Origin of the sequence: Pseudomonas sp. SCA2728.1_7, from assembly GCF_018138145.1 — a bacterium.
Taxonomy (GTDB): domain Bacteria; phylum Pseudomonadota; class Gammaproteobacteria; order Pseudomonadales; family Pseudomonadaceae; genus Aquipseudomonas; species Aquipseudomonas koreensis_A.
In genome coordinates this window covers 1,112,123-1,132,669 of sequence record NZ_CP073104.1, presented here as the reverse complement: position 1 = coordinate 1,132,669, position 20,547 = coordinate 1,112,123, and the positions used below count along the sequence as shown (strand labels likewise).

At 60.6% G+C, this 20,547-nt stretch carries 14 protein-coding genes and 2 riboswitches; of the genes, 9 read left to right on the top strand and 5 right to left on the bottom strand.

Features of this window, described 5'->3' with window-relative positions; genetic code table 11:
• Positions 1–100 precede the first annotated feature (100 nt).
• From KBP52_RS04950 to nfuA, 3 genes are all read left to right on the top strand, one after another.
• Positions 101–2,407 carry a fatty acid cis/trans isomerase gene (locus KBP52_RS04950; protein ID WP_212622234.1) on the top strand — a complete coding sequence of 769 codons (2,307 nt, stop codon included), beginning with the start codon at positions 101–103 and terminating at the stop codon, positions 2,405–2,407.
• A gap of 184 nt (positions 2,408–2,591) precedes the next feature.
• Positions 2,592–3,614 carry an acyltransferase gene (locus tag KBP52_RS04945; protein ID WP_212622233.1) on the top strand — a complete coding sequence of 341 codons (1,023 nt, stop codon included), beginning with the start codon at positions 2,592–2,594 and terminating at the stop codon, positions 3,612–3,614.
• Positions 3,615–3,671: 57 nt separating this feature from the next.
• Positions 3,672–4,256, top strand: a complete 585-nt coding sequence (gene nfuA, locus KBP52_RS04940) for a Fe-S biogenesis protein NfuA (RefSeq protein WP_007912592.1) — start codon at positions 3,672–3,674, stop codon at positions 4,254–4,256.
• A 159-nt stretch (positions 4,257–4,415) separates the two neighbouring features.
• Here the strand turns inward: nfuA and cobM are convergent, their stop codons facing one another.
• The 5 genes from cobM to KBP52_RS04915 form a co-directional block, all read right to left on the bottom strand.
• Complete coding sequence (cobM, locus tag KBP52_RS04935; protein ID WP_212622232.1) at positions 4,416–5,162, bottom strand: precorrin-4 C(11)-methyltransferase; 747 nt, start codon at positions 5,160–5,162, stop codon at positions 4,416–4,418.
• A gap of 81 nt (positions 5,163–5,243) precedes the next feature.
• Positions 5,244–5,657: a cobalamin biosynthesis protein gene (locus tag KBP52_RS04930; protein ID WP_141129629.1), complete on the bottom strand. Its 414-nt coding sequence runs from the start codon at positions 5,655–5,657 to the stop codon at positions 5,244–5,246.
• A complete protein-coding gene (locus tag KBP52_RS04925; protein WP_212622231.1) occupies positions 5,654–6,352 on the bottom strand; it encodes a CbtA family protein in 699 nt (232 codons plus the stop codon). The genes KBP52_RS04930 and KBP52_RS04925 overlap by 4 nt, the downstream gene beginning before the upstream one ends.
• Before the next feature lie 11 nt (positions 6,353–6,363).
• Complete coding sequence (locus KBP52_RS04920; RefSeq protein ID WP_003225486.1) at positions 6,364–6,561, bottom strand: CbtB domain-containing protein; 198 nt, start codon at positions 6,559–6,561, stop codon at positions 6,364–6,366.
• Positions 6,562–6,684: 123 nt separating this feature from the next.
• Positions 6,685–6,907: riboswitch (cobalamin riboswitch) on the bottom strand.
• Between the two features lie 95 nt (positions 6,908–7,002).
• On the bottom strand, positions 7,003–8,304 hold the full coding sequence (locus KBP52_RS04915) for an IS4 family transposase (protein WP_077571455.1): 1,302 nt from the start codon (positions 8,302–8,304) through the stop codon (positions 7,003–7,005).
• A 1,250-nt stretch (positions 8,305–9,554) separates the two neighbouring features.
• Positions 9,555–9,766: riboswitch (cobalamin riboswitch) on the top strand.
• A gap of 98 nt (positions 9,767–9,864) precedes the next feature.
• On the opposite strand from KBP52_RS04915, the gene cobW reads away from it, so the two are divergent.
• From cobW to KBP52_RS04885, 6 genes are all read left to right on the top strand, one after another.
• Positions 9,865–10,938, top strand: a complete 1,074-nt coding sequence (gene cobW / locus KBP52_RS04910) for a cobalamin biosynthesis protein CobW (protein WP_249122259.1) — start codon at positions 9,865–9,867, stop codon at positions 10,936–10,938.
• A gap of 3 nt (positions 10,939–10,941) precedes the next feature.
• Positions 10,942–14,790, top strand: coding sequence for a cobaltochelatase subunit CobN (gene cobN, locus KBP52_RS04905; RefSeq protein ID WP_212622229.1), 3,849 nt, complete (start codon positions 10,942–10,944; stop codon positions 14,788–14,790).
• 223 nt (positions 14,791–15,013) lie between these two features.
• Positions 15,014–16,015, top strand: a complete 1,002-nt coding sequence (locus KBP52_RS04900; RefSeq protein WP_212622228.1) for an AAA family ATPase — start codon at positions 15,014–15,016, stop codon at positions 16,013–16,015.
• 2 nt (positions 16,016–16,017) lie between these two features.
• Positions 16,018–16,680 (top strand): VWA domain-containing protein, encoded by a 663-nt coding sequence (locus tag KBP52_RS04895; RefSeq protein ID WP_249122279.1) that lies wholly within the window; start codon positions 16,018–16,020, stop codon positions 16,678–16,680.
• 175 nt (positions 16,681–16,855) lie between these two features.
• Entirely contained in the window at positions 16,856–18,502 is a 1,647-nt protein-coding gene (locus KBP52_RS04890) for a phospholipase D-like domain-containing protein (RefSeq protein ID WP_212622227.1), read from the top strand.
• A gap of 377 nt (positions 18,503–18,879) precedes the next feature.
• On the top strand, positions 18,880–20,439 hold the full coding sequence (locus tag KBP52_RS04885) for a TerC family protein (protein WP_212622226.1): 1,560 nt from the start codon (positions 18,880–18,882) through the stop codon (positions 20,437–20,439).
• Positions 20,440–20,547: the final 108 nt, after the last annotated feature.

The window sequence follows — 20,547 nt, the reverse complement described above, 5'->3', positions numbered from 1 at the left end:
CGCTTTTGGAGCATGCGGGGCTTTTGCATGAATATCGCTCATGTTGGTACGAGCGTCATACTGTAGAATCGCGGCGTTTTTTTAAATCGGGATCAGCAGCATGTCTTACCGCGTCATTGGTTTTGTGTTGCTGTTTCTCAGCTGGGGCGCCGTGGCGCAAGAGCCAGCGACTGTGCCGGCGATTTCTCAGTCGATTTCGTACGTCCGCGACATCCAGCCAATCTTCACCGAGAAGTGCGTGGCCTGCCATGCGTGCTACGACTCGGCCTGTCAGCTCAACCTGGGCAGCGGCGAGGGCGCGGCCCGTGGCGCCAGCAAGATGCCGGTTTACGATGGCGAGCGCACACAAGCGGCACCGACCACCCGGCTGTTTTACGACGCCTTCGGTAAACGTGCCTGGCAGCAGAAAGACTTCTATTCGGTGCTCGATGCGCAGGGCAGTCAGGCGGCGCTGATGGCGCGCATGCTCGAACTCGGGCACAAGACGCCGCTGACGCCAAACGCCAAACTCCCGGAAGAGATTGTGCTGGGCCTGAACCGCGAGAACATGTGCTCGCTGCCCGCCGAGTTTGAGGGCTACGCCGGTGCCCATCCGAAAGAAGGCATGCCGCTGGCGGTGACCGGGCTGACCGATCAGCAATATCAGACGCTGCAGCGCTGGCTGGCCTCGGGTGCGCCGATTGACGAGCAAGGCCTGGCGCCGAGCGCGAAAGAGGCGCTGCAAATCGTCCAGTGGGAAAACCTGCTCAATACCCCCAGCGCCCGGCAGAGTCTGGTCGGACGCTGGCTTTACGAGCACTTGTACCTCGCGCACATCTATTTCAAGGATGGCGAGCCGGGGCATTACTTCCAGTGGGTGCGTTCGCGCACACCGAGCGGGCAGCCGATCGACCTTATCGCCACTCGCCGCCCCAACGACGATCCGGGCACTCAGGTGTATTACCGTTTGTGGCCGGTGCAGGGTGTGATCGTGCATAAAACCCACATCACCTATCCGCTGAGCGCGGCGAAGATGGCGCGGGTGAAAAGCCTGTTTTACAGCGGCAACTGGCAGGTCAATGCGTTGCCCGGTTACGGCCCGCAGAGCCGTGCCAATCCCTTCGCGACGTTCGAAGCGATTCCGGCGCAGGCGCGTTACCAGTTCATGCTCGACAACGCCGAATACTTCGTCCGCACGTTTATTCGCGGCCCGGTGTGCCGTGGACAGATTGCGACCGACGTGATCCGCGACAACTTCTGGGCACTGTTCCAGGCACCGGAACACGACCTCTATATCACCGACCCGAACTATCGCGGCCAGGCCACGCCGCTGTTGGCCATGCCGGGGCAGAACGACGATGTCGGCAGCGTGTTGAGCCTGTGGCGCAACTACCGCGACAAGCGCAATGAATATGAGGCTCTGCGCCGCGACAGCTACGCCGATCTCCCCGCGCCGAGCTGGTCGACCCTGTGGGCCGGCAACGACAACGCCTTGCTGAGCATTTTTCGCCACTTCGACAGCGCTTCGGTGACCAAAGGCCTGATTGGCGAGGTGCCGCAGACGATGTGGCTGTTTGACTATCCGCTGCTGGAACGCACCTATTACCAGTTGGCGGTCAACTTCGATGTGTTCGGCAACGTCTCCCATCAGGCGCAAACCCGTCTGTATTTCGACCTGATACGCAACGGCGCCGAGCAGAACTTCCTGCGCCTGATGCCCGCTGATTCGCGCGAAGACTATCTCGACGATTGGTACCAGAACGGTGGCCAGTTCAAGATGTGGCTCGATTACGAGGCGATTGACGACGATAAGCCGACCGCGTTGAAGCTCGATGAGAAAGACCCGAAATACGACTTCGCCATGCAATTGCTGGCGCGTTACGGCGATCTCAATGCGCGGCCCGATCCGATCAACCGTTGCGACGGCGCTTATTGCTCGCGGCCGAATATCGACCCGGCGCTGCAAAATGCCGAACAGGCGTTGAGCCGACTGACTTCGCGCCCGGCCGCCGGTTTGAAGGTGATTGATCAGCTCCCGGAAGCGACGATGCTGCGCATTGAAACCGCCAGCGGCAAACGCGAGGTCTACAGCCTGTTGCGCAACCGCGCGCACAGTAACGTGGCGTTCCTGCTCGGCGAGTCACGGCGTTATCAGCCCGGGCTGGATACGCTGACCATTTACCCGGGCGTGCTCAGCAGCTATCCGAACTTCATCTTTAATGTCCCGGCCGATCAGGTGCCGGCGTTTGTCGATGCAATGGAAAACGCCAAGGATGCCAACCGCTTCGAGAAAATCGTCGAACGCTGGGGGATCCGCCGCAGTCATCCGCAATTCTGGTTCTATTTCCACGATTTGAGTCAGTACATCCACGAAACCGATCCGGTGGAAGAGGGCGTGCTGGACATGAACCGCTACGAGAATCTTTGATCGTTTGAGGCGAGGATGCTGTCCCAACTTCAAGCGACACCGCAAAACCCCTGTAGGAGTGAGCCTGCTCGCGATAGCGGAGAATCAGGCACTGGAGATGTTGAATGTGCCGCCGCCATCGCGAGCAGGCTCACTCCTACAAGGGGTCTGCGGTGGTTTCAGGAATTATGATCGGGAGCGGCCGATGTTGATTTCAGTGCAAGCCCTGCGTGCGCTTGCCGCGTGGACGGTGGTCTGCCACCACTTCATGCAGATTTTCTTTGACTTCAAAGCACGCGGGCCAATCGGGCAGCTGTTCATCGACAAGGGCGCGGTAGGCGTCGATATCTTCTTCGTCATCAGCGGTCTGGTGATTTTCCTCTCGACCGAAAACAAACCGCTGCCACCCGCGCGTTTTCTGTTGTATCGGCTGTTTCGCATTGTCCCGGCGTATTGGCTGTACACGCTGTTGATGGCGCTGCTGGTGGTGTTCGCCCAGCCGTTGCTGCCGGATCAGTCTGTGGACTGGAGCCATTTGCTGCTGTCGTTGCTGTTCATTCCGACTGAGAACCCCGGCGGCTACGGCCTCTATCCGACGCTGAATGTCGGCTGGACGCTGAATTACGAAATCCTGTTTTACGTGTTGTTTGCCTGGGCGTTGCTGTTCCGTCTGCAGGTGCGCCTGCTGGTGGTCGCGGCGCTGCTGTTTGCCGTGTGTCAGGCGTGGACCGGGTTTGGCTGGATCAGCGAGTTTTACCGTTCGGACATCGTCTATGAGTTTCTGCTGGGGATCGGCATCGGCATGCTCTATCGCCGGGGCTGGATCGGCGCGGGACTGTGGCTGCCACTGGCAGCCATCATCGCGGCGTTGCTGGCGATTTATCATTTGGCACCGGCGCCGAGGCTGCTCAACTGGGGCGTGCCGAGTGCGCTGCTGGTGATGGCGTGTATTTCCCTTGAGCGTTATGTCGAGCGCAGTCGTGTCCTCAAACTGCTCGGCGATTGCTCGTATTCGGTGTATCTGATGCACGTTCTGGTGTTGTCGGCAGGCGGATATCTGGCCCGGCGCTACGGTATCAATCCGTATTTGATGTTTGTCGTGTGCGCGCTGGCCATCGGCGTCGGTTCCTGGCTGAGCTACGAATGGGTGGAAAAACGCAGCTATCGCTGGCTCAAGGCGCGGATCGACGACGGGGCGGACGAGAATCTTTCCCGACAAAAATACTAGGACTTTGTCCGGCGCAACGATTGGCGTAAACTGCGCCCAAGCCTGCGAGGAGTTTCCATGACCGCTATTACCATTACCGACGCCGCCCACGATTACCTGGCCGATCTGCTCTCCAAGCAGAACACCCCAGGCATCGGCATCCGCGTCTTCATCACCCAGCCTGGCACCCAGTACGCCGAAACCTGCATTGCCTACTGCAAGCCGGGCGAAGAAAAACCTGAAGACACCGCGCTGGGGCTGAAAAGCTTCACCGCGTATATCGATCACTTCAGCGAAGCGTTTCTCGATGACGCCGTCGTCGACTACGCCACCGACCGCATGGGCGGCCAACTGACCATCAAGGCGCCAAACGCCAAAGTACCGATGGTCAACGCCGACAGCCCGGTCAACGAGCGCATCAACTATTACCTGCAAACCGAAATCAACCCGGGGCTGGCCAGCCACGGCGGTCAGGTCAGCCTGATCGATGTGGTTGAAGACGGCATCGCCGTGCTGCAGTTCGGTGGTGGTTGCCAGGGCTGCGGCCAAGCGGACGTAACCTTGAAGGAAGGCATCGAGCGTACCTTGCTCGAGCGCATCCCGGAGCTGAAGGGCGTTCGCGACGTGACCGACCACACGCAGAAAGAAAACGCCTACTACTAAGGTGTTCGCTGCGGACATGAAAAACGGCGCCCCGTGAGCGCCGTTTTTTTATGGGTGAGTTTTTTATGGATGAAATGTACCGACGCCTTCGCGAGCAGGCTCGCTCCCACCTTTGGAATGCGATCAAATGTGGGAGCGAGCCTGCTCGCGAAGGGGCCTTTATGGGCGATAGAGATGAGCATGCCCGGCGCGATACAGCGATGACTCGCTAAACACCTCACTGCCCAAAACGCGCCCAACCAGAATCAACGCCGTACGCCGAAACCCTTTGGCCTCGACCTTCCCAGCGATATTCGCCAGCGTCCCCACCACCCAATCCTGATCCGGCCACGTCGCCCGGTGAATCACCGCAATCGGGCAGTCCGCGCCGTAATGCGGCAGCAGTTCCGCCAGAATCTTCTGCAGATGGTTGACGCCCAGATGAATCGCCATGGTCGCGCCATGCTGCGCCAGACTGCCGAGTTCTTCGCCTGCCGGCATGGCGGTCTTGTCGGCGTAACGGGTCAGAATCACGCTTTGCGAGACGTCCGGCAGGGTCAGTTCCGCACCTAGCAACGCCGCACAGGCTGCCGTCGCCGTCACCCCGGGAATGATCTCGAACGGAATATTCAGCTCACGCAGGTAACGAATCTGCTCACCAATCGCACCGTACAGACTCGGGTCGCCGGAGTGCACCCGCGCCACATCCTGGCCCTTGGCATGCGCGGTCTTGATCAGGTCGATGATCTGCTCCAGATGCAGTTCAGCGCTGTTGACCACCGTCTCGGCTTGATGGCCGTCGAGCACCGCCGCCGGCACCAGCGAGCCTGCATAGATAATCACCGGGCAACTGCGGATCAGCCGCTGGCCTTTGACGGTGATCAGTTCCGGGTCGCCGGGGCCGGCGCCGATGAAGTAGACGGTCATCGTAGAATCCTGTGAAAAAGAGGCGCAGCAATGGCTTCAGATGAAGATTGCTCATGATCGATGGCAGGGATTATCGGGATTTTACGCTGCGCCGGCCAATGCCAACGTGGCCTGAGCGTATTTTTGCCGGGAAATCAGCAGTTTTGCCGGTGCCTGGATCAACTGTTCGGCGAGTGCTAACGCTGCACTTTCCGCCACGCCGTAGCAACCGGTGCGTTCGTAGGCGATCTGCGAATGGTGGCTGAGTCGTTGCTGATAACTGGCCAATTCCTCGCTGCTGAAGTACAGCAAGGGCAGGGCCAGTTGTGCAGCAAGTTCTTGCAGACCCGGTTCATCGCGCTTCAAGTCGATGCTGGCCAAGGCCTTGACCGCTTCAAGGTCGATGCGATGTGCCTGCAACGCCTGATCGAGTAGTGCGCGCAGCGTGCTGGCCGGGCAGCCGCGCTGGCAGCCCAGGCCGACTACAAAGGTCGGCGCTGTGCTGTCATCGGTCATGCGTGGTATTGACCATCGCTTTTGCGGCGGAACAACCAGGCGCTGATCAGGCCCAGGGCCAGCCAGAACGCCACGTTGGTCAACTGCGAAGCGATTTTGAACTGGGCTTCCAATGCCTCCGGCGCGAGCATCGAATGCACTTCCGGCTGCGGTGCGCCGATCACGTGCGGCACGGCGAGGATGGCCACGCCGAGGATTTTCATCAGCCAGTGGCGGCTGAATGCAATCAGCGACAGGCCGACAGCGGTCGAAGCGGCGGTGCCGATCCACCACATCTGGCGTGAAGCCAGATCAGCAGCGGCAGTGCCCGGCAATTCGGGTGGCAGGCCCATCGTCGGTGCCAGTACGAATGTCGCGTAACCAGCCAGGCCCCAGAGCAAGCCTTGCGAGGTTTTGGTCGGTGCGCGCAGGGTGTAGAGGCCCGCGAGCATCAGGGCGAAACCCACCGCAACCACCAGATTGCCGCCTGTGGTCGAGACCACGCGCTGCCAGCCGTCTTCCGGCTCCCAGGCTTCGGCGTCGTGGGTGTGCGCAGCCACGCCAGCGGCGTGTTCGTGAACCGCCACCGGCTCGGACTTCTCGAAGGTTTCCGCCTGCAGAATCAGCGGCGAGACCCAAAAGCTTTGCAGCAGGGTGAGGAGCAGGGCGGCCAGCAGACCGGTGAAACCTGCGGTTTGCGCAATACGCTTGATCATGTCGACAGGTCTCAGTGGCACGGGAACGCGGCGCTGTGGCGGGTATCGTGGGCGGCGTTGTGCACCGCTTCGATGTGCGAGAAACCGGCGAAGTAGACCAGGCTGGCACCAAGGATCGACGCGAAGATCGCGGCGGTCAGGCGTTGGCTCAGGGTGGCGGTGCTGGAAATTTTGTCCGTGTTGCTGCCGGTGCTGCTGATGATCGACATGGCGCTTCCCTCTGGAATGTCAGTGGGTGAATCGAGCGCATGAAAACCCCTGCGGGTCGGGCTCGCAGAGGTTCGAACAGCGCCCGCCCACCGCGGGTTTGTTATGTTCAGCGACGCACGAGGTGCGGGCTGTGTGTTGCGGGCCGGTCTCCGGGCTCACGAGGGGTTGGCGTCAGGCCGACCTGCAAGCGTCACCTTCCCATGTCTTGCTGACACAGTGGTTTTGACGCTTCGCTCGCTTACCGTTGCGGGGGCAGCACCGGACTGACATGGGCTTGAGTAAAGCACATGATTCACCGGTTTCCCGTTTCACCCTGTGAAGGGCACCCGTAACAAGTTGTGTAGGAGAGCATGGGTTGGGGATTTTAGTCAATTTTGTGGGGGGCTTATCCGTTGCTGCGGGTGTTGCTGATTACGGTTCCGCCCTTACGGCCATCCCTTTCAAGGTCTTTTCGTTTTGGCAGCCTTGATAACTCTGTCCGTTGAGACATGAGCATGGACCGCTGTACCTTGAACCCATGTCTTGGGTTTAGGCACCTTGGGGCCGCGGGGGCTTTTCGCAACTTGTTTGGGCTGGATGTTTCTGGCCAGCTCCAACAAGCGTTGGGCCAGTTGCTCCAGAGGGACAACGGGAAGATATTCCGAGGGCAGCGCAATCTGCATTCCCTCATAACCACTCCTGACCTGAACCGCCAAGTGATAGATGGAGGCTTCCCATCCTTCAGGCTGAGTCTCCCGGTGAGCTTGCTCGACACTTCGTTTGAGGACGGCCAGGACGTTGTAGGCCAATACCGCAGTGGCGAACCCGAGCAAGGCAGCCTTTGGGCTGCCAAGGGTTTCGATTTCACTTTCCAGAATCGCTTCCAGTCGCTGGAACATACCTTCAATGCTCCAGCGGCGGCGATAGAGCTCTGCGATCTGCTGTGCACTGACGCTTTGGGGTAGGTTGCTCCAGAACATCAAGCTGCTGTCTCCCGAGTCCGTTGGCGAATGAAGCGTCAGTTCGACACGCCGACATTGGTAACCGCCTCTGACCTGGATGATCTGCTCACGCACAGTGCCTGTTTCCACAGGCACCGGCTCTTGCCACTCACCTTCTTGAATCAAGCGTGGATGCTTGGCTTGCTGGCGAATGACAAAGGAGGTCTGGGCCTGCTCACAAGCTTCCATGACCGGGAGCGTGCAATAGAGTCGATCAGCCAACCACACTTGGCCCGGCTCGGCATCAGCCAACAGCGGCAGCACGCAAACACGCTCGCTTGCGTAGGCATCCTCACACGCCTGAAGGTCGATGACCTGATCGAGGTCGGGGTCGTAGGCCACCACCGAAAAACCGGGACGAGCGGCGCCGCGCTCGTGACGTAAAGCTCCCAGACGTTTCTCAGTGGATGCCAAGTGATTACCGTCCACTACCCGAACCTGCCAACCCGGCAGCATCGTCGTGCAACCCAGCTCTTTTATGGTTGGAGTCAGGCGTTGAGCGCAGCCCGTAACCAGGGCGCGCAACAGCGCCGGCTCGGTACGACTGATCTTGTCGTAGAGAGCCGCCAAACTGACAGGAAGATCTTCCAGTTGCCGCGCGGCGGCGTGCAGGGATGGCTTCAGGCCCAATGAAACAAGGGACATCAGCTTGATGATGGTCGAGAACAGCAGCTCACGAGAATACTGCCGTTGCCGATGCTCTTCGAAAACCTGATCGACCCACTCAGGGGCAATAGCCTGCTCCAGAGCCAATTTAGCCATGACACTGGCAGGTGCTTTTTTCTCGAAACGCGCTAGAACATCGGCCCACATCGTTTGGGGATCCCTGAATGAAATTTCAGGGGATTTTACCGAAGACCTTGAAAGGGATGGCCCTTACGGCGGGTCACTTTTTCCAGACGCCGAAAAAGTAACCAAAAAGGCTTGCTCCTACGTGCGGCCTGCTCGCTGGGGCTCGGGGTTCCTTCGCTGCGGGATCGATCCGGGCGCAGCGCCTACGGTTTGCTTCGCTGCACCTCCTCTCGATGCATTTGGCTGCGCCAAACGGTCGCTGCGCTCCCACGCCCGGATCAATCCCTCCACTCAGCCTTCCGACGTCGCCTGTGGATCAAGATCAAGAGCAGGCGAGCTGACACTCGGCCTATTGAGTGGTGAAGAGCGGGGCGTGGTCGGCTTTGTGTTTGTGGTGGATTCGCCCCTCACCCCAGCCCTCTCCCGAGGGAGAGGGAGCCGATTTTTGGGCTTTTCAGAATCTGAGTTCAACGCGATATCGCACGTCGGCGTACCTCTACGAAACACCTCGATCAGTCTCCTTTTCCTCATGGTGAGGGGGCCGATTTTTTTGCTTTTTTGAGCCTGAGTTCAACGCGGTATCGCACGTCGGCATAGCTCCCCCAAACACCTCGGCCAGTCCCCTGTCCCTCCGGGAGTGGAGGGAGAGCGGCTGATTTGTGTGCTTTTCAAAGCCTGAGTTCAACGCGGTATCGCAGGTCGGCGTACTTCTTCCAAACACCCCGGTCAGTCCCCTGTCCCTCCGGGAGTGGAGGGAGAGCGGCTGATTTGTGTGCTTTTCAAAGCCTGAGTTCAACGCGGTATCGCAGGTCGGCGTACCTCTTCCAAACGCCCCGGTCAGTCCCCTCTCCCTCTGGGAGAGGGCTAGGGTGAGGGGCTCTTGATCTGGCTTTTGATCTGGCTTTTTTGCCCCTTCGGCAGGCCGAGCGAAGGTGTTCATCCGGGGGTAGGCGCACAGCGCCGTGCGGCGCAGCCGCATTCATCGAGAGTAGGTGCAGCGAAGCAAACCGTAGGCGATGCCCCCGGATGGACACCGTAGCGAGGGAACACTGAGCCTCAGCGAAGTGCCGTACGCCGGGGCAAAGCCTTTTGGGTTACCTTTTCGGCGTTTGGAAAAGGTGACTCGCTGTAAGAGCGAAACCGCCAGAAGCAGCATCCGCAGCAACGGATATGCCCCCAATCCAAAACCCCCAAAGCATTGACCCAAAACCACACCATGCGTAGCCTTGCGCTTTCGAGGTTCTTCGGCCGTTGCCGAAGCTAAGAAGGGAACGCGGTCAATGCCGCGGCTGCCCCCGCAACTGTGAACGGTGAAGTTCGCTGCCACGCCACTGCCAGCTCAACCCATGAGCCCGCGGGAAGGCGCAGCCAACGCCAGGCTCATACCTGAACACCGTCAGCCAGGAGACCTGCCTCGTCACAGATTCTCACTACAACCGGGCGGGGTGATCCGGTGGCGAATGCTTCCGGCGCGCACGCGCGTTGCTGGTTCTCGTCCCGTATGCCCGCCGCTTGCCAAAGGGCATACCGATGAAAACACTGGCCAAACTCCCCGTCACCATCGTCACCGGCTTCCTCGGCTCGGGCAAGACCACACTGCTGCGGCACATGCTCGACAACGCGCAGGGCCGTCGCATCGCGGTGATCGTCAACGAGTTCGGCGAGTTGGGCATCGACGGTGAAATCCTCAAACAATGCACCATCGGTTGCACCGAAGAAGAAGCCACTGGCCGCGTTTACGAACTGGCCAACGGCTGCCTGTGCTGCACCGTTCAGGAAGAATTCTTCCCGGTGATGCGCGAACTGGTCGCGCGTCGCGGCGATCTCGACCACATCCTTATCGAAACCTCGGGCCTGGCCCTGCCGAAACCGCTGGTGCAAGCCTTTCAGTGGCCGGAGATCCGCAGTGCCTGCACCGTTGACGCGGTAATTACTGTGGTCGACAGCCCGGCCGTGGCCGCTGGCACCTTTGCCGCGTTCCCGGATCAGGTCGACGCCCAGCGTAAACTCGACCCGAACCTCGATCACGAATCGCCGCTGCACGAACTGTTCGCCGACCAACTGGCCAGCGCCGACCTCGTCATCCTCAACAAGGCCGACCAGACCAGCCCGGAAGATCTCGCTCGCGTCCGCGCTGAAGTCGCCGAAGAGTTGCCGCCAGCGGTGAAAATCATCGAAGCCAGTAACGGTCGCCTGCCGCTGGACGTGTTGATCGGCCTCGGCGCCGGTTCCGAAGAACACATCGACAGCCGCCACAGCCACCATGATCATCACCACGGTGAAGGCGATGACGACCACGATGGCCACGATCACGACGCCTTCGATTCGATCTCCATCGAACTGCCGCAATCCGACGAAAGCCTGCTGCTCGACGCCCTGACGCAACTGGTGGTCAAGCACGGCATCCTCCGTGTCAAAGGTTTTGCCGCCATTCCAAACAAGCCAATGCGCCTGCTGATCCAAGGCGTGGGTACGCGTTTCGACAAGCATTTCGACCGTCAGTGGGGCGCCGACGAAGCGCGCGTCACGCGTCTGGTGTTGATCGGACAGAAACTCGACGCCGCCCAACTCGAAGCGCAACTGCGCGCTGCGCTCAGCGTTTAAGCCATGCACCTGCTCAGGACCCAGCCCGGCGGTTTCGTCTCGGATGACAACATTGCCGACCTTGGACAGACCCCCGCCGAGCTGGTGATCCTGTGCAGCGGCGACTCCAGTCTGGCGCTACTCGCCGAAGCTGCGCAGCAGTTGCCCGAGGATTATCCGAGCCTGCGTCTGGCCAATCCGATGCAGGTGCAGAATCACGCTTCGGTCGATCTGTACGTCGATGAAGTGCTGCGCCACGCCAAGGTGATCCTGATTTCGCTGCACGGCGGCATCGCCTATTGGCGTTACGGTGTCGAGCGTCTGATCGAGTTGTCCGAGCGTGGTGTGCAGGTGATTCTGGTACCGGGCGATGACCGTCCCGATCCGGAGCTCAGCGACTTGAGCACCGTCAACGCCAAGGATCGCGACCGGCTCTGGCAGTTCTTGCGTCAGGGCGGCCTGGGCAATGCGCTGGATTTCTTCCGCTGCCTGGCCAACCGTTGGCTCGCCCGTGATTACGTTTGGGAAGAGCCGCAAACCCTGCCGCGCACGGCGATTTACCATCCACAAAAAAACACCGCCGCACTGAGTGACTGGCAAGCCGAATGGCTGCCTGAGCAACCGGTCGCGGCGGTGCTGTTTTACCGCTCGCATTTGCAAGCGGCGAACACCGCGTTTATCGATGTGTTCTGCCAGCGCTTGCAGGCGGCGGGGCTTAACCCGTTGCCGATCGCCGTGGCCAGTCTGAAAGAACCCGGCTGCCTGGCGGTGGTCGAGGATTGGCTGGACGAAGTCGAGGCGGGGGTGATTCTCAACACCACCGGTTTCGCCCAATCCAGCCCTGAAGCGCCGCACTTGCGGCCGTTTCGCCGCAATATTCCGGTGATCCAGGCGATCTGCGCACAGGACAACGAGCCTGGCTGGCGCGACAGCGAGCAAGGTCTCGGCCCCCGCGATCTGGCGATGCACATTGCCTTGCCGGAACTCGACGGGCGCATCATCAGCCGGCCGATCAGCTTCAAGGATCTGGCCTGGCGCAGTGAGCGCAGTCAGTCCGATGTGGTCTGCTATCGCGCGCAGCCTGAGCGCATGGATTTTGTCGCCGAACTGGCGCGGCGCTGGATTGATCTGGCGCGGGTGCCAAATGGCGAAAAACGCATCGCGCTGATTCTCGCCAACTACCCGACCCGCGATGGCCGCATTGGTAATGGCGTCGGTCTCGACACGCCGGCGGCGGCGCTGAATATCCTTCGCGCGTTGCAGGCTGAGGGTTATCCCATTGCGGCCGAACTGCCGAATAGCGGCACCGAGTTGATCCAGCAATTGCTCGGTGGCGTCAGCAACGATCTCGACACGATTGACCTGCGTCCGTGCCAACAAAGCCTGGCGATGGACGATTATTCAGCGATGTTCAATGCGCTGCCCGAAGCCAATCGCGTCGCCGTGATTGAGCGCTGGGGAGCGCCGCAAAACGATCCGATGTGTCGCGACGGGCGCATGATGATTGCCGGTCTGCGTTTCGGCCTGACCTTCGTCGGCATCCAGCCGGCGCGCGGCTATCAGGTTGATCCAAGCGCGGTCTATCACGATCCGGATCTGGTTCCGCCGCACGCTTATCTGGCGTTCTATTTCTGGTTGCGCAACACCTACGGCGCCCACGGCGTGATCCACGTCGGCAAACACGGCAACCTTGAATGGCTGCCGGGCAAAGGCGTTGGCCTTTCGGAAAACTGCTGGCCGGATGCACTGCTCGGGCCGCTGCCGAACATCTATCCGTTTATCGTCAATGACCCGGGCGAGGGCGCGCAGGCCAAGCGGCGCACACAAGCGGTGATCATCGACCACCTGATGCCGCCGCTGACCCGCGCCGAAACCTACGGCCCGCTGCGCAATCTGGAACTGTTGGCCGACGAGTATTACGAAGCGCAACTGCTGGATCCGCGCCGCGCCCGCGAGTTGCAGCGCGACATTCTGCAACTGGTGCACGAGACGCAGATCGACCGCGAACTGCAACTCGATGCCGGGCTGGACAGCGACGCTGATGCGGCGATCTGGCTGCCGCGCCTCGATACGTATTTGTGTGATTTGAAGGAATCGCAGATTCGCGATGGCTTGCACATTTTTGGCGAGTCACCGAGCGGGCGATTGCGCATTGATACGTTGCTGGCGTTGCTGCGCATTCCACGCGGAGACGGGAAGGGCGCGCAGTCGAGTCTGCTGCGCGCACTGGCCAAAGCATTCGAACTCGGTTTCGATCCGCTCGACTGCGCGTTGGCCGACCCATGGACAGGCCCACGCCCGACAGAGCTGCAAGCGCAAAGCGACGAAGTCTGGCGCACTGCCGGCGACACCCGCGAACGCCTGGAACTGTTTGCTTCGAACCTAATCTCCCAAACACTACAAATCCCCTGTAGGAGTGAGCCTGCTCGCGATAGCGGAGTGTCATTCGATACAGATTTGCCTGACACACCGCCATCGCGAGCAGGCTCACTCCTACAAGGACCGCGTTGGGCCGAGGTCAGTGCAATCATCGACCATCTGCGCGAAGTCGTCGCCCCACGCCTGGACGCTTGCGGCCCCGCCGAAATGCGCGGCCTGCTCGACGCCCTCAGCGGCCGTTTCGTCCCCGCCGGCCCGAGTGGCGCGCCCAGCCGTGGTCGCCTCGACGTGTTACCGACCGGCCGTAATTTCTACTCGGTCGACGTGCGCAACCTGCCGACCACCACCGCATGGCGCATCGGTTTCCAGTCAGCGACGTTGATTCTTGAACGACACCTGCAAGACCACGGCGATCACCTGCGCCAACTCGGCCTCTCCGTGTGGGGCACCGCGACCATGCGCACCGGCGGCGACGATATCGCTCAGGCGATGGCGTTGATGGGCGTCCGTCCGGTATGGGCCACCGGCAGTCAGCGCGTCGATGATTTCGAGATCCTGCCGCTGAGCCTGCTCGACCGCCCACGTGTTGATGTCACGTTGCGCGTTTCCGGATTTTTCCGTGATGCCTTCGCCAATCTGATTCGCCTGTTCGATGCGGCGGTGCAGGCAGTAGCGGCACTGGATGAACCGGACGACCTCAACCCATTGGCGGCCAAAGTACGAGCCGAGCGCGGGGCACTGCTGCAGTCGGGCGTCGATGAAGACACCGCACGGCGTCAGGCCGGTTGGCGCATTTTCGGTGCCAAACCCGGTGCCTATGGCGCAGGCGTGCAGGGCGCTATCGATGGGCGTTTGTGGCAGAGCCGCGAAGACCTTGCCGAGGTCTATCTGAACTGGGGCGCCTACGCCTATGGCGGCTCCGATGAGGGCACTTCCGCGCGCGAACAGTTCGTCCAACGCCTGAGCCAGGTGCAAGCGGTGCTGCAGAATCAGGACAATCGCGAGCACGACCTGCTCGATTCCAACGATTACTACCAGTTCCAGGGCGGCATGCTCGCCGCCGTGGAAACCCTGCGCGGTGAAGCGGCGGCGAGTTATCACGGCGATCACAGCCAACCGGATCTGCCGAAGATTCGCACTTTGAAAGAAGAACTGAACCGGGTGATTCGCTCGCGCGCGGCCAATCCGAAATGGATCGACGGGGTCAAGCGCCACGGCTATAAAGGCGCGTTCGAAATGGCGGCGACGGTTGATAACCTGTTTGCGTTCGATGCCACCACGCAGTTGATCGATGACCACCAGTACGCTTTGCTGGCCGATGCTTATCTGCTGGATCCGGCGACTCGGGAGTTTGTTCGTGAGCATAATCCGCACGCGCTGCGGGATATGACCGAGCGGATGCTGGAAGCGCAGCAGCGGGGGATGTGGCAGGAGCCGGGGGCTTATAAAGAGGCGCTGGAGAATCTGCTGCTGGATATTGAGGAAGATATGTAGCCGCTCAAAAGCTACCCTCACCCCAGCCCTCTCCCGGAGGGAGAGGGGGCCGATCTATGGGGCGTTCAAAACTTAAGTTCAACTCGATATGCCAAGTCGGCGTAACTCGCCAGAACACCTCGGTCAGTTCCCTCTCCCTCCGGGAGAGGGCTAGGGTGAGGGCTACCCCGACTGACACACCACCACACCAAGTACACCCACGACCACGACAGAGAAAACCCAAATGACCGACACCCCGCATTTCCCGCTCTCCGCCGTGGTCGGTGCCGATGACCTGAAACTCGCCCTGTGCCTCACCGCCATCGACCCGAAAATCGGCGGCGTGCTGATCGAAGGGCCGCGTGGCATGGCCAAATCGACTCTGGCCCGTGGCCTGGCCGATCTGCTCGCCAGTGGCCAGTTCGTCACCTTGCCGCTGGGCGCCACCGAAGAACGTCTGGTCGGCACCCTCGACCTCGACGCCGCGCTCAGCGAGGGCCGCGCGCAATTCTCACCGGGCGTGCTGGCCAAGGCTGACGGCGGTGTGCTCTACGTCGATGAAGTCAATCTGCTGCCTGATCACCTGGTGGATCTGCTGCTCGACGTTGCCGCCAGCGGTACCAACCTGATCGAGCGTGACGGTATCTCCCATCGGCATTCGGCGAAGTTCGTGCTGATCGGCACCATGAACCCGGAAGAGGGCGAATTACGCCCGCAACTGCTCGACCGCTTCGGCTTGAATGTCGCCCTCAGTGGCCACACCGCACCGACCGAACGCGGTCAGATCATCCGTAGACGTCTGGATTTCGACAGCGATCCGCAAGCGTTCTGCGCACAGTGGGAAACACAGCAACAAGCGTTGCGCGAACGTTGCGAAAACGCCCGCGAAGCCTTGGCCAATATTGCGCTGGACGACGCCGCACTGGCGCAGATCACCGAACGTTGTTTCGCCGCCGGGGTCGATGGTCTGCGTGCCGACCTGGTCTGGTTGCGCGCCGCTCGGGCCCACGCGGCATGGCGCGGAGCTGAGGAGATTAGCGAAGAAGACATCGACGCCGTGGCCGAGTTTGCCCTGCGCCATCGTCGCTGTGAGCATCCACCATCGAGTCCGCAACAACCGGCGCAGTCGCCGGCCGAAACTCAAGCCTCGCCGAGTGAAGGGCAGGGCCAGTGGGGCGACCTGCCGGCGCCCGGGCTTGCCACAGGCGCCCGTCGTGAAGTGCCGAGCTGGCCAAAAAAGCCTTAGGCATTCGCCCCCGATCCGAAGCGGGGGCGAATGCCAGACCCCGCGCTGGACGGCTGGACAGTGGACGCCAAGGCAAGCGTCATGCCGCTCGTGGCGGTACAGTGAACTGGCCGGGCACGCTGCTCAACGGACGTCCTCGAGTACGTGAAGATCTGCTGTTCCAACTGCGCACACGCTCGCCGCATGAACTGTGGCTGGTCATCGTCGATGCCTCAGGCTCGACGCGGCGTCATCACGCCTTGAGCGATGCCAAAGGCCTGCTCGCGCAACTGTTCGATGATGCCTATCGCCAGCGTGCGCGGCTGGCATTGCTGACCGCCAGTGGTTCGGCGCCGCGATGGCAGGTGCAAGGGTTGAAGGCGTCGAGCGGCTTGCGCGTCTGGCTGGAAGCCTTGGGAGCTGGCGGCGGCACGCCGTTAATGGCGGCACTGATGCAGGCGGAGCAATGGCTGGCAGTGCGGCGCAAGCGCTTTCCCGCTGAACAGCAACGTTTGCTGGTGGTGACCGATGGGCGTTTGAAACAGTGGTCAGGATTGCCGGCGCTGGAATGCCCGGGCTTGTTGATCGATATCGAGCGAGGACCGATCCGGTTGGGGCGGGCGCGGGATCTGGCTTCAGCGTTGAGTGCAGAGTATCGACATATCGATGAGCTGAATTCTCTCTGATACCTTCTGTGTCTGGTCGGGCCTCATCGCGAGCAGGCTCACTCCTACATTTGGAATGCGTTCCCCTGTAGGAGTGAGCCTGCTCGCGATTGCATCGACCCGGTCTTGAGCCGAACAACCAAAACCCGCATCCCTGCTCTATGCTGCCCCCCAGCCCAATCACAAGGAGTGAGCGATGCGCGTACTGGTCAAAAATCCCGCGGACGATTTCCGCGTCAAAGCCTACGCCGGCACCAACGGCGTGCTGCTGGCCATGGATCTGGCCGAACCACGGCGCCAGGGCCTGCTGGGTTTCGCCATCGAAAAGCAGCAGGGCGCCAAACCCTGGTTGTTCCTGTTCAACAGCCTGACATTCCCTGGCAAGGCGCACACCTTTCCCCAGTTCCACGCCACACCGAGCTATATCGCGCCGCTGCAGAAATTTCGCTGGGCCGATTACGCGGTCAATCCGGGCATGACCCTTCACTATCGCGTGCACCTGGCCTACGGCACTGCCGATGCCGTGCAGTTGGGCGAATCGCTGGAGCTGACGATCACTTCCGATGACGGTCACCCGAGCAACCAGAGCGTGATATTCAATCGCGCCGTTGCCGCCAGTCAGGCATTCCAGCGCAGGTTTCCCGATCTCGACGCACAGATCAGCGCCAACAAAAACATGCCCATCGAAGCCTGGCCCGATGCGGCCCGCCAGTGGCTGGAAAACGGCTTGCTCGGGCGCTTGCTGGGTTTTATCGAGCGCGCCGTCGATGGCCAATGGGCGCTGGACATTGCCATCTACGAATACCAGTTACAGGCGATCATCGATGCGGTGAACGCGGCGTTCGTGCGGGGTGTGCAGGTGCGGGTGCTGTATCACGCCCGGCCGGATGACGAAGACACTACGATCAACGAAGCAAGCCTGGCGGCGCTGCCTCCTGCGAGCAAACGCGGGCGAATGACCCACAACATCTTTCACAACAAATTCATCGTTCTCAGCCGCGCCGACGCCAGTGGGGAGCAGCAGCCTGAAGCGGTTCTGTGTGGCAGCACCAATTTCACCGCCAACGGAGTTTATCGGCAGGCCAACGTGGTGCATGTGCTGGACGACGAATCGGTTGCTGCCAGTTATCTGCAAACGTTCGAGCAGATCTGGGTACAGCCGGATGATGTCGGTGTCACCCGCGACTGGATCACCGAACACAACCCGATGAACCCGCAGCAGCCGCTGTTTGTCGGGTTTTCACCGCGTACTGGCGGGGCTGACCTGCAGGCGTTCGAGAGCATCATCAGCGCGGCAAAGAAGGACGTGCTGTTCGTCACGGCGTTTTCGCTGCCGGATGCGATTCTCAACGCGCTACTCGGCCAGCCCCACGACGACATTTTGCGTTATGGCCTGCAAAACACTGCCAGCCGCATCACCGGTTTCCATGCCGACCGCAGCGCCGAATTCGCCGCCACCGCGTTGCTCAACACTGGGCTGGAAGGCTGGTTGCGCGAGAACATGAAAGGTCAGAAAGGCAATCTGCTGGTGCACACCAAAGCGGTGGTTACCGACTTCACCACGGACACGCCGACGATCATCAGCGGCAGCCACAACCTCAGCGCTTCGGCCAGTAACGGCAATGATGAAAACTACCTGATCATTCGCGGCGATACCGATCTGGCCGACCGCTATGGTCTGGAATTGCTGCGGTTCTACGAGCATTACCGCTTCCGTTATTTCGCGAAGAAACTGGCGTTGAAACAGGTGAGTCCATTGGCGGCAGGCGACAGTTGGACCAACGATTACTACATCGAAGGGGATTTGCGCCAGCTGTCGCGTTTGCGTTTTGCCGGACGTTGACACCGTACTGTAGGAGCTGCCGCAGGCTGCGATCTTTTGATTTTAATTGTAAAAAACAAGATCAAAAGATCGCAGCCTGCGGCAGCTCCTACAGAGGTATTCGGTGCTGATTACAGATTTTGAAATGATTTGCCGCTGTAGGAAATGTTCCCAAAGCCTGTACGCTCCAAGGCCATTTTTCATTCAGGATCTACATGAACACCCTCTCGGAGCCTCCCAGTCGCACCTTCCCCTCGCGCCATGGCGCGGTCTTGACGCACTCGCAGCATCCAGTTTTCCGACATCCGACTATCGTTGTTAACGCGGCTCCAGAGCCTTCGCGTTGCGCTTTGCCGTGTCCGGCAGCCTGAATTAACCGAGAGAGATAGAGACGTTTTATGGAATGGTTAGCGGATCCCACGGCCTGGTTAGGCTTGTTGACTTTGATCGTGCTGGAACTGGTGCTGGGTATCGACAACCTGGTGTTCATCGCAATTCTGGCGGATAAACTGCCACCGCATCAGCGTGACCGCGCGCGGATCATTGGCCTGTCGCTGGCGCTGATCATGCGCCTTGGCCTGTTGGCGAGTATTTCCTGGCTGGTGACCCTTACGCAGCCGTTGTTCGAGGTGTTCGACAAGAGCTTCTCCGGCCGTGACCTGATCATGCTGTTCGGTGGTGTGTTCCTGTTGTTCAAAGCCACCATGGAATTGCACGAGCGCCTGGAAGGCCACGTCGGCGAACGCACGACCAACGCCGCTTATGCCATGTTCTGGCCGATCGTTGCGCAGATCGTGGTACTCGACGCGGTGTTCTCGCTGGATGCGGTGATTACCGCCGTGGGCATGGTCGATGAACTGGCGGTGATGATGATCGCGGTGATCATCTCGATTGGCTTGATGATCGTTGCCAGCAAGCCGCTGACGCGCTTCGTCAACGCGCACCCGACGGTAATCATGCTGTGTCTGGGCTTCCTGATGATGATCGGTTTTGCCCTGACCGCCGAAGGTCTGGGCTTCCATATTCCGAAAGGCTATCTGTACGCCGCCATTGGTTTCTCGATCCTGATCGAGGTGTTCAACCAGATCGCCCGGGCCCGCCGCAAGCGCTCGATGCAAGGCCTGCGACCGATGCGCGAGCGCACGGCTCATGCGGTCCTGCGCTTGCTGGGCGGGCGCAAGCTGGCGGTGGAAGAGGTTGGCGAGGAGATTTCCGATCTGCTCGACGACGGTGACGCGCCAAGTGCCGAACTATTCGACCGTCGCGAACGGGTGATGATCAGCGGCGTGCTGCAACTGGCCGAGCGCCCGATCCGCGGGCTGATGACCGTGCGCGCCGATGTCGACACAATTGATCTGGCCGATGATCGCGAGGCGATTCGTACCCGCTTGATGCACTCGTCCTATTCGCGTCTGCCGTTGATTCGCAACGGTGCGGTGGATGAGCCTTTGGGCTTCGTGCACAAGAAGGAACTGCTCAAGGAATACCTGGCCGGCACCGAGCCGAATCTGGAGCACCTGGCGCGCAAGACCATCAACCTGCTCGACAGTTATTCGATCCTCAACGCGCTGGAGCAGATGCGCGCAGCCTCGACTCACATTGCTTTTGTGGTCAACGAATTCGGTGACTTCGTCGGCGTGTTGACCATGACCGACATCCTCGAATCGATTGCCGGTGAGTTGCCCGATGCCAGCGAAATCGAAGGCCCGGACGTGGTTGAGGAGCAGGGCGGGTTTATCGTCAGCGGCGCGTTGAACCTGGCGCGTGTGCGCCAACGCACCGGGTTTGGTGCGCAGCCGACCGAGGATTATCAGACCATGGCCGGGTTGGTGATGAGCCTGCTGGATCGATTGCCGGTGATCGGTGACCGTCTGGAGCTTGAAGGCTGGCAGATGACGGTCAAAGCGGTGGAAGAGCGGCGGGTGACGCGGGTGTTGCTGGTGCGCGCTGCCGCGTAATACTTGAGTTCTCTACTAACTGGGCCGGCCTCTTCGCGAGCAAGCTCGCTCCCACATTGGAACGCGTTTCAAATGCGGGAGATAGCTGCTCGTGAATGCTTGGGTTCA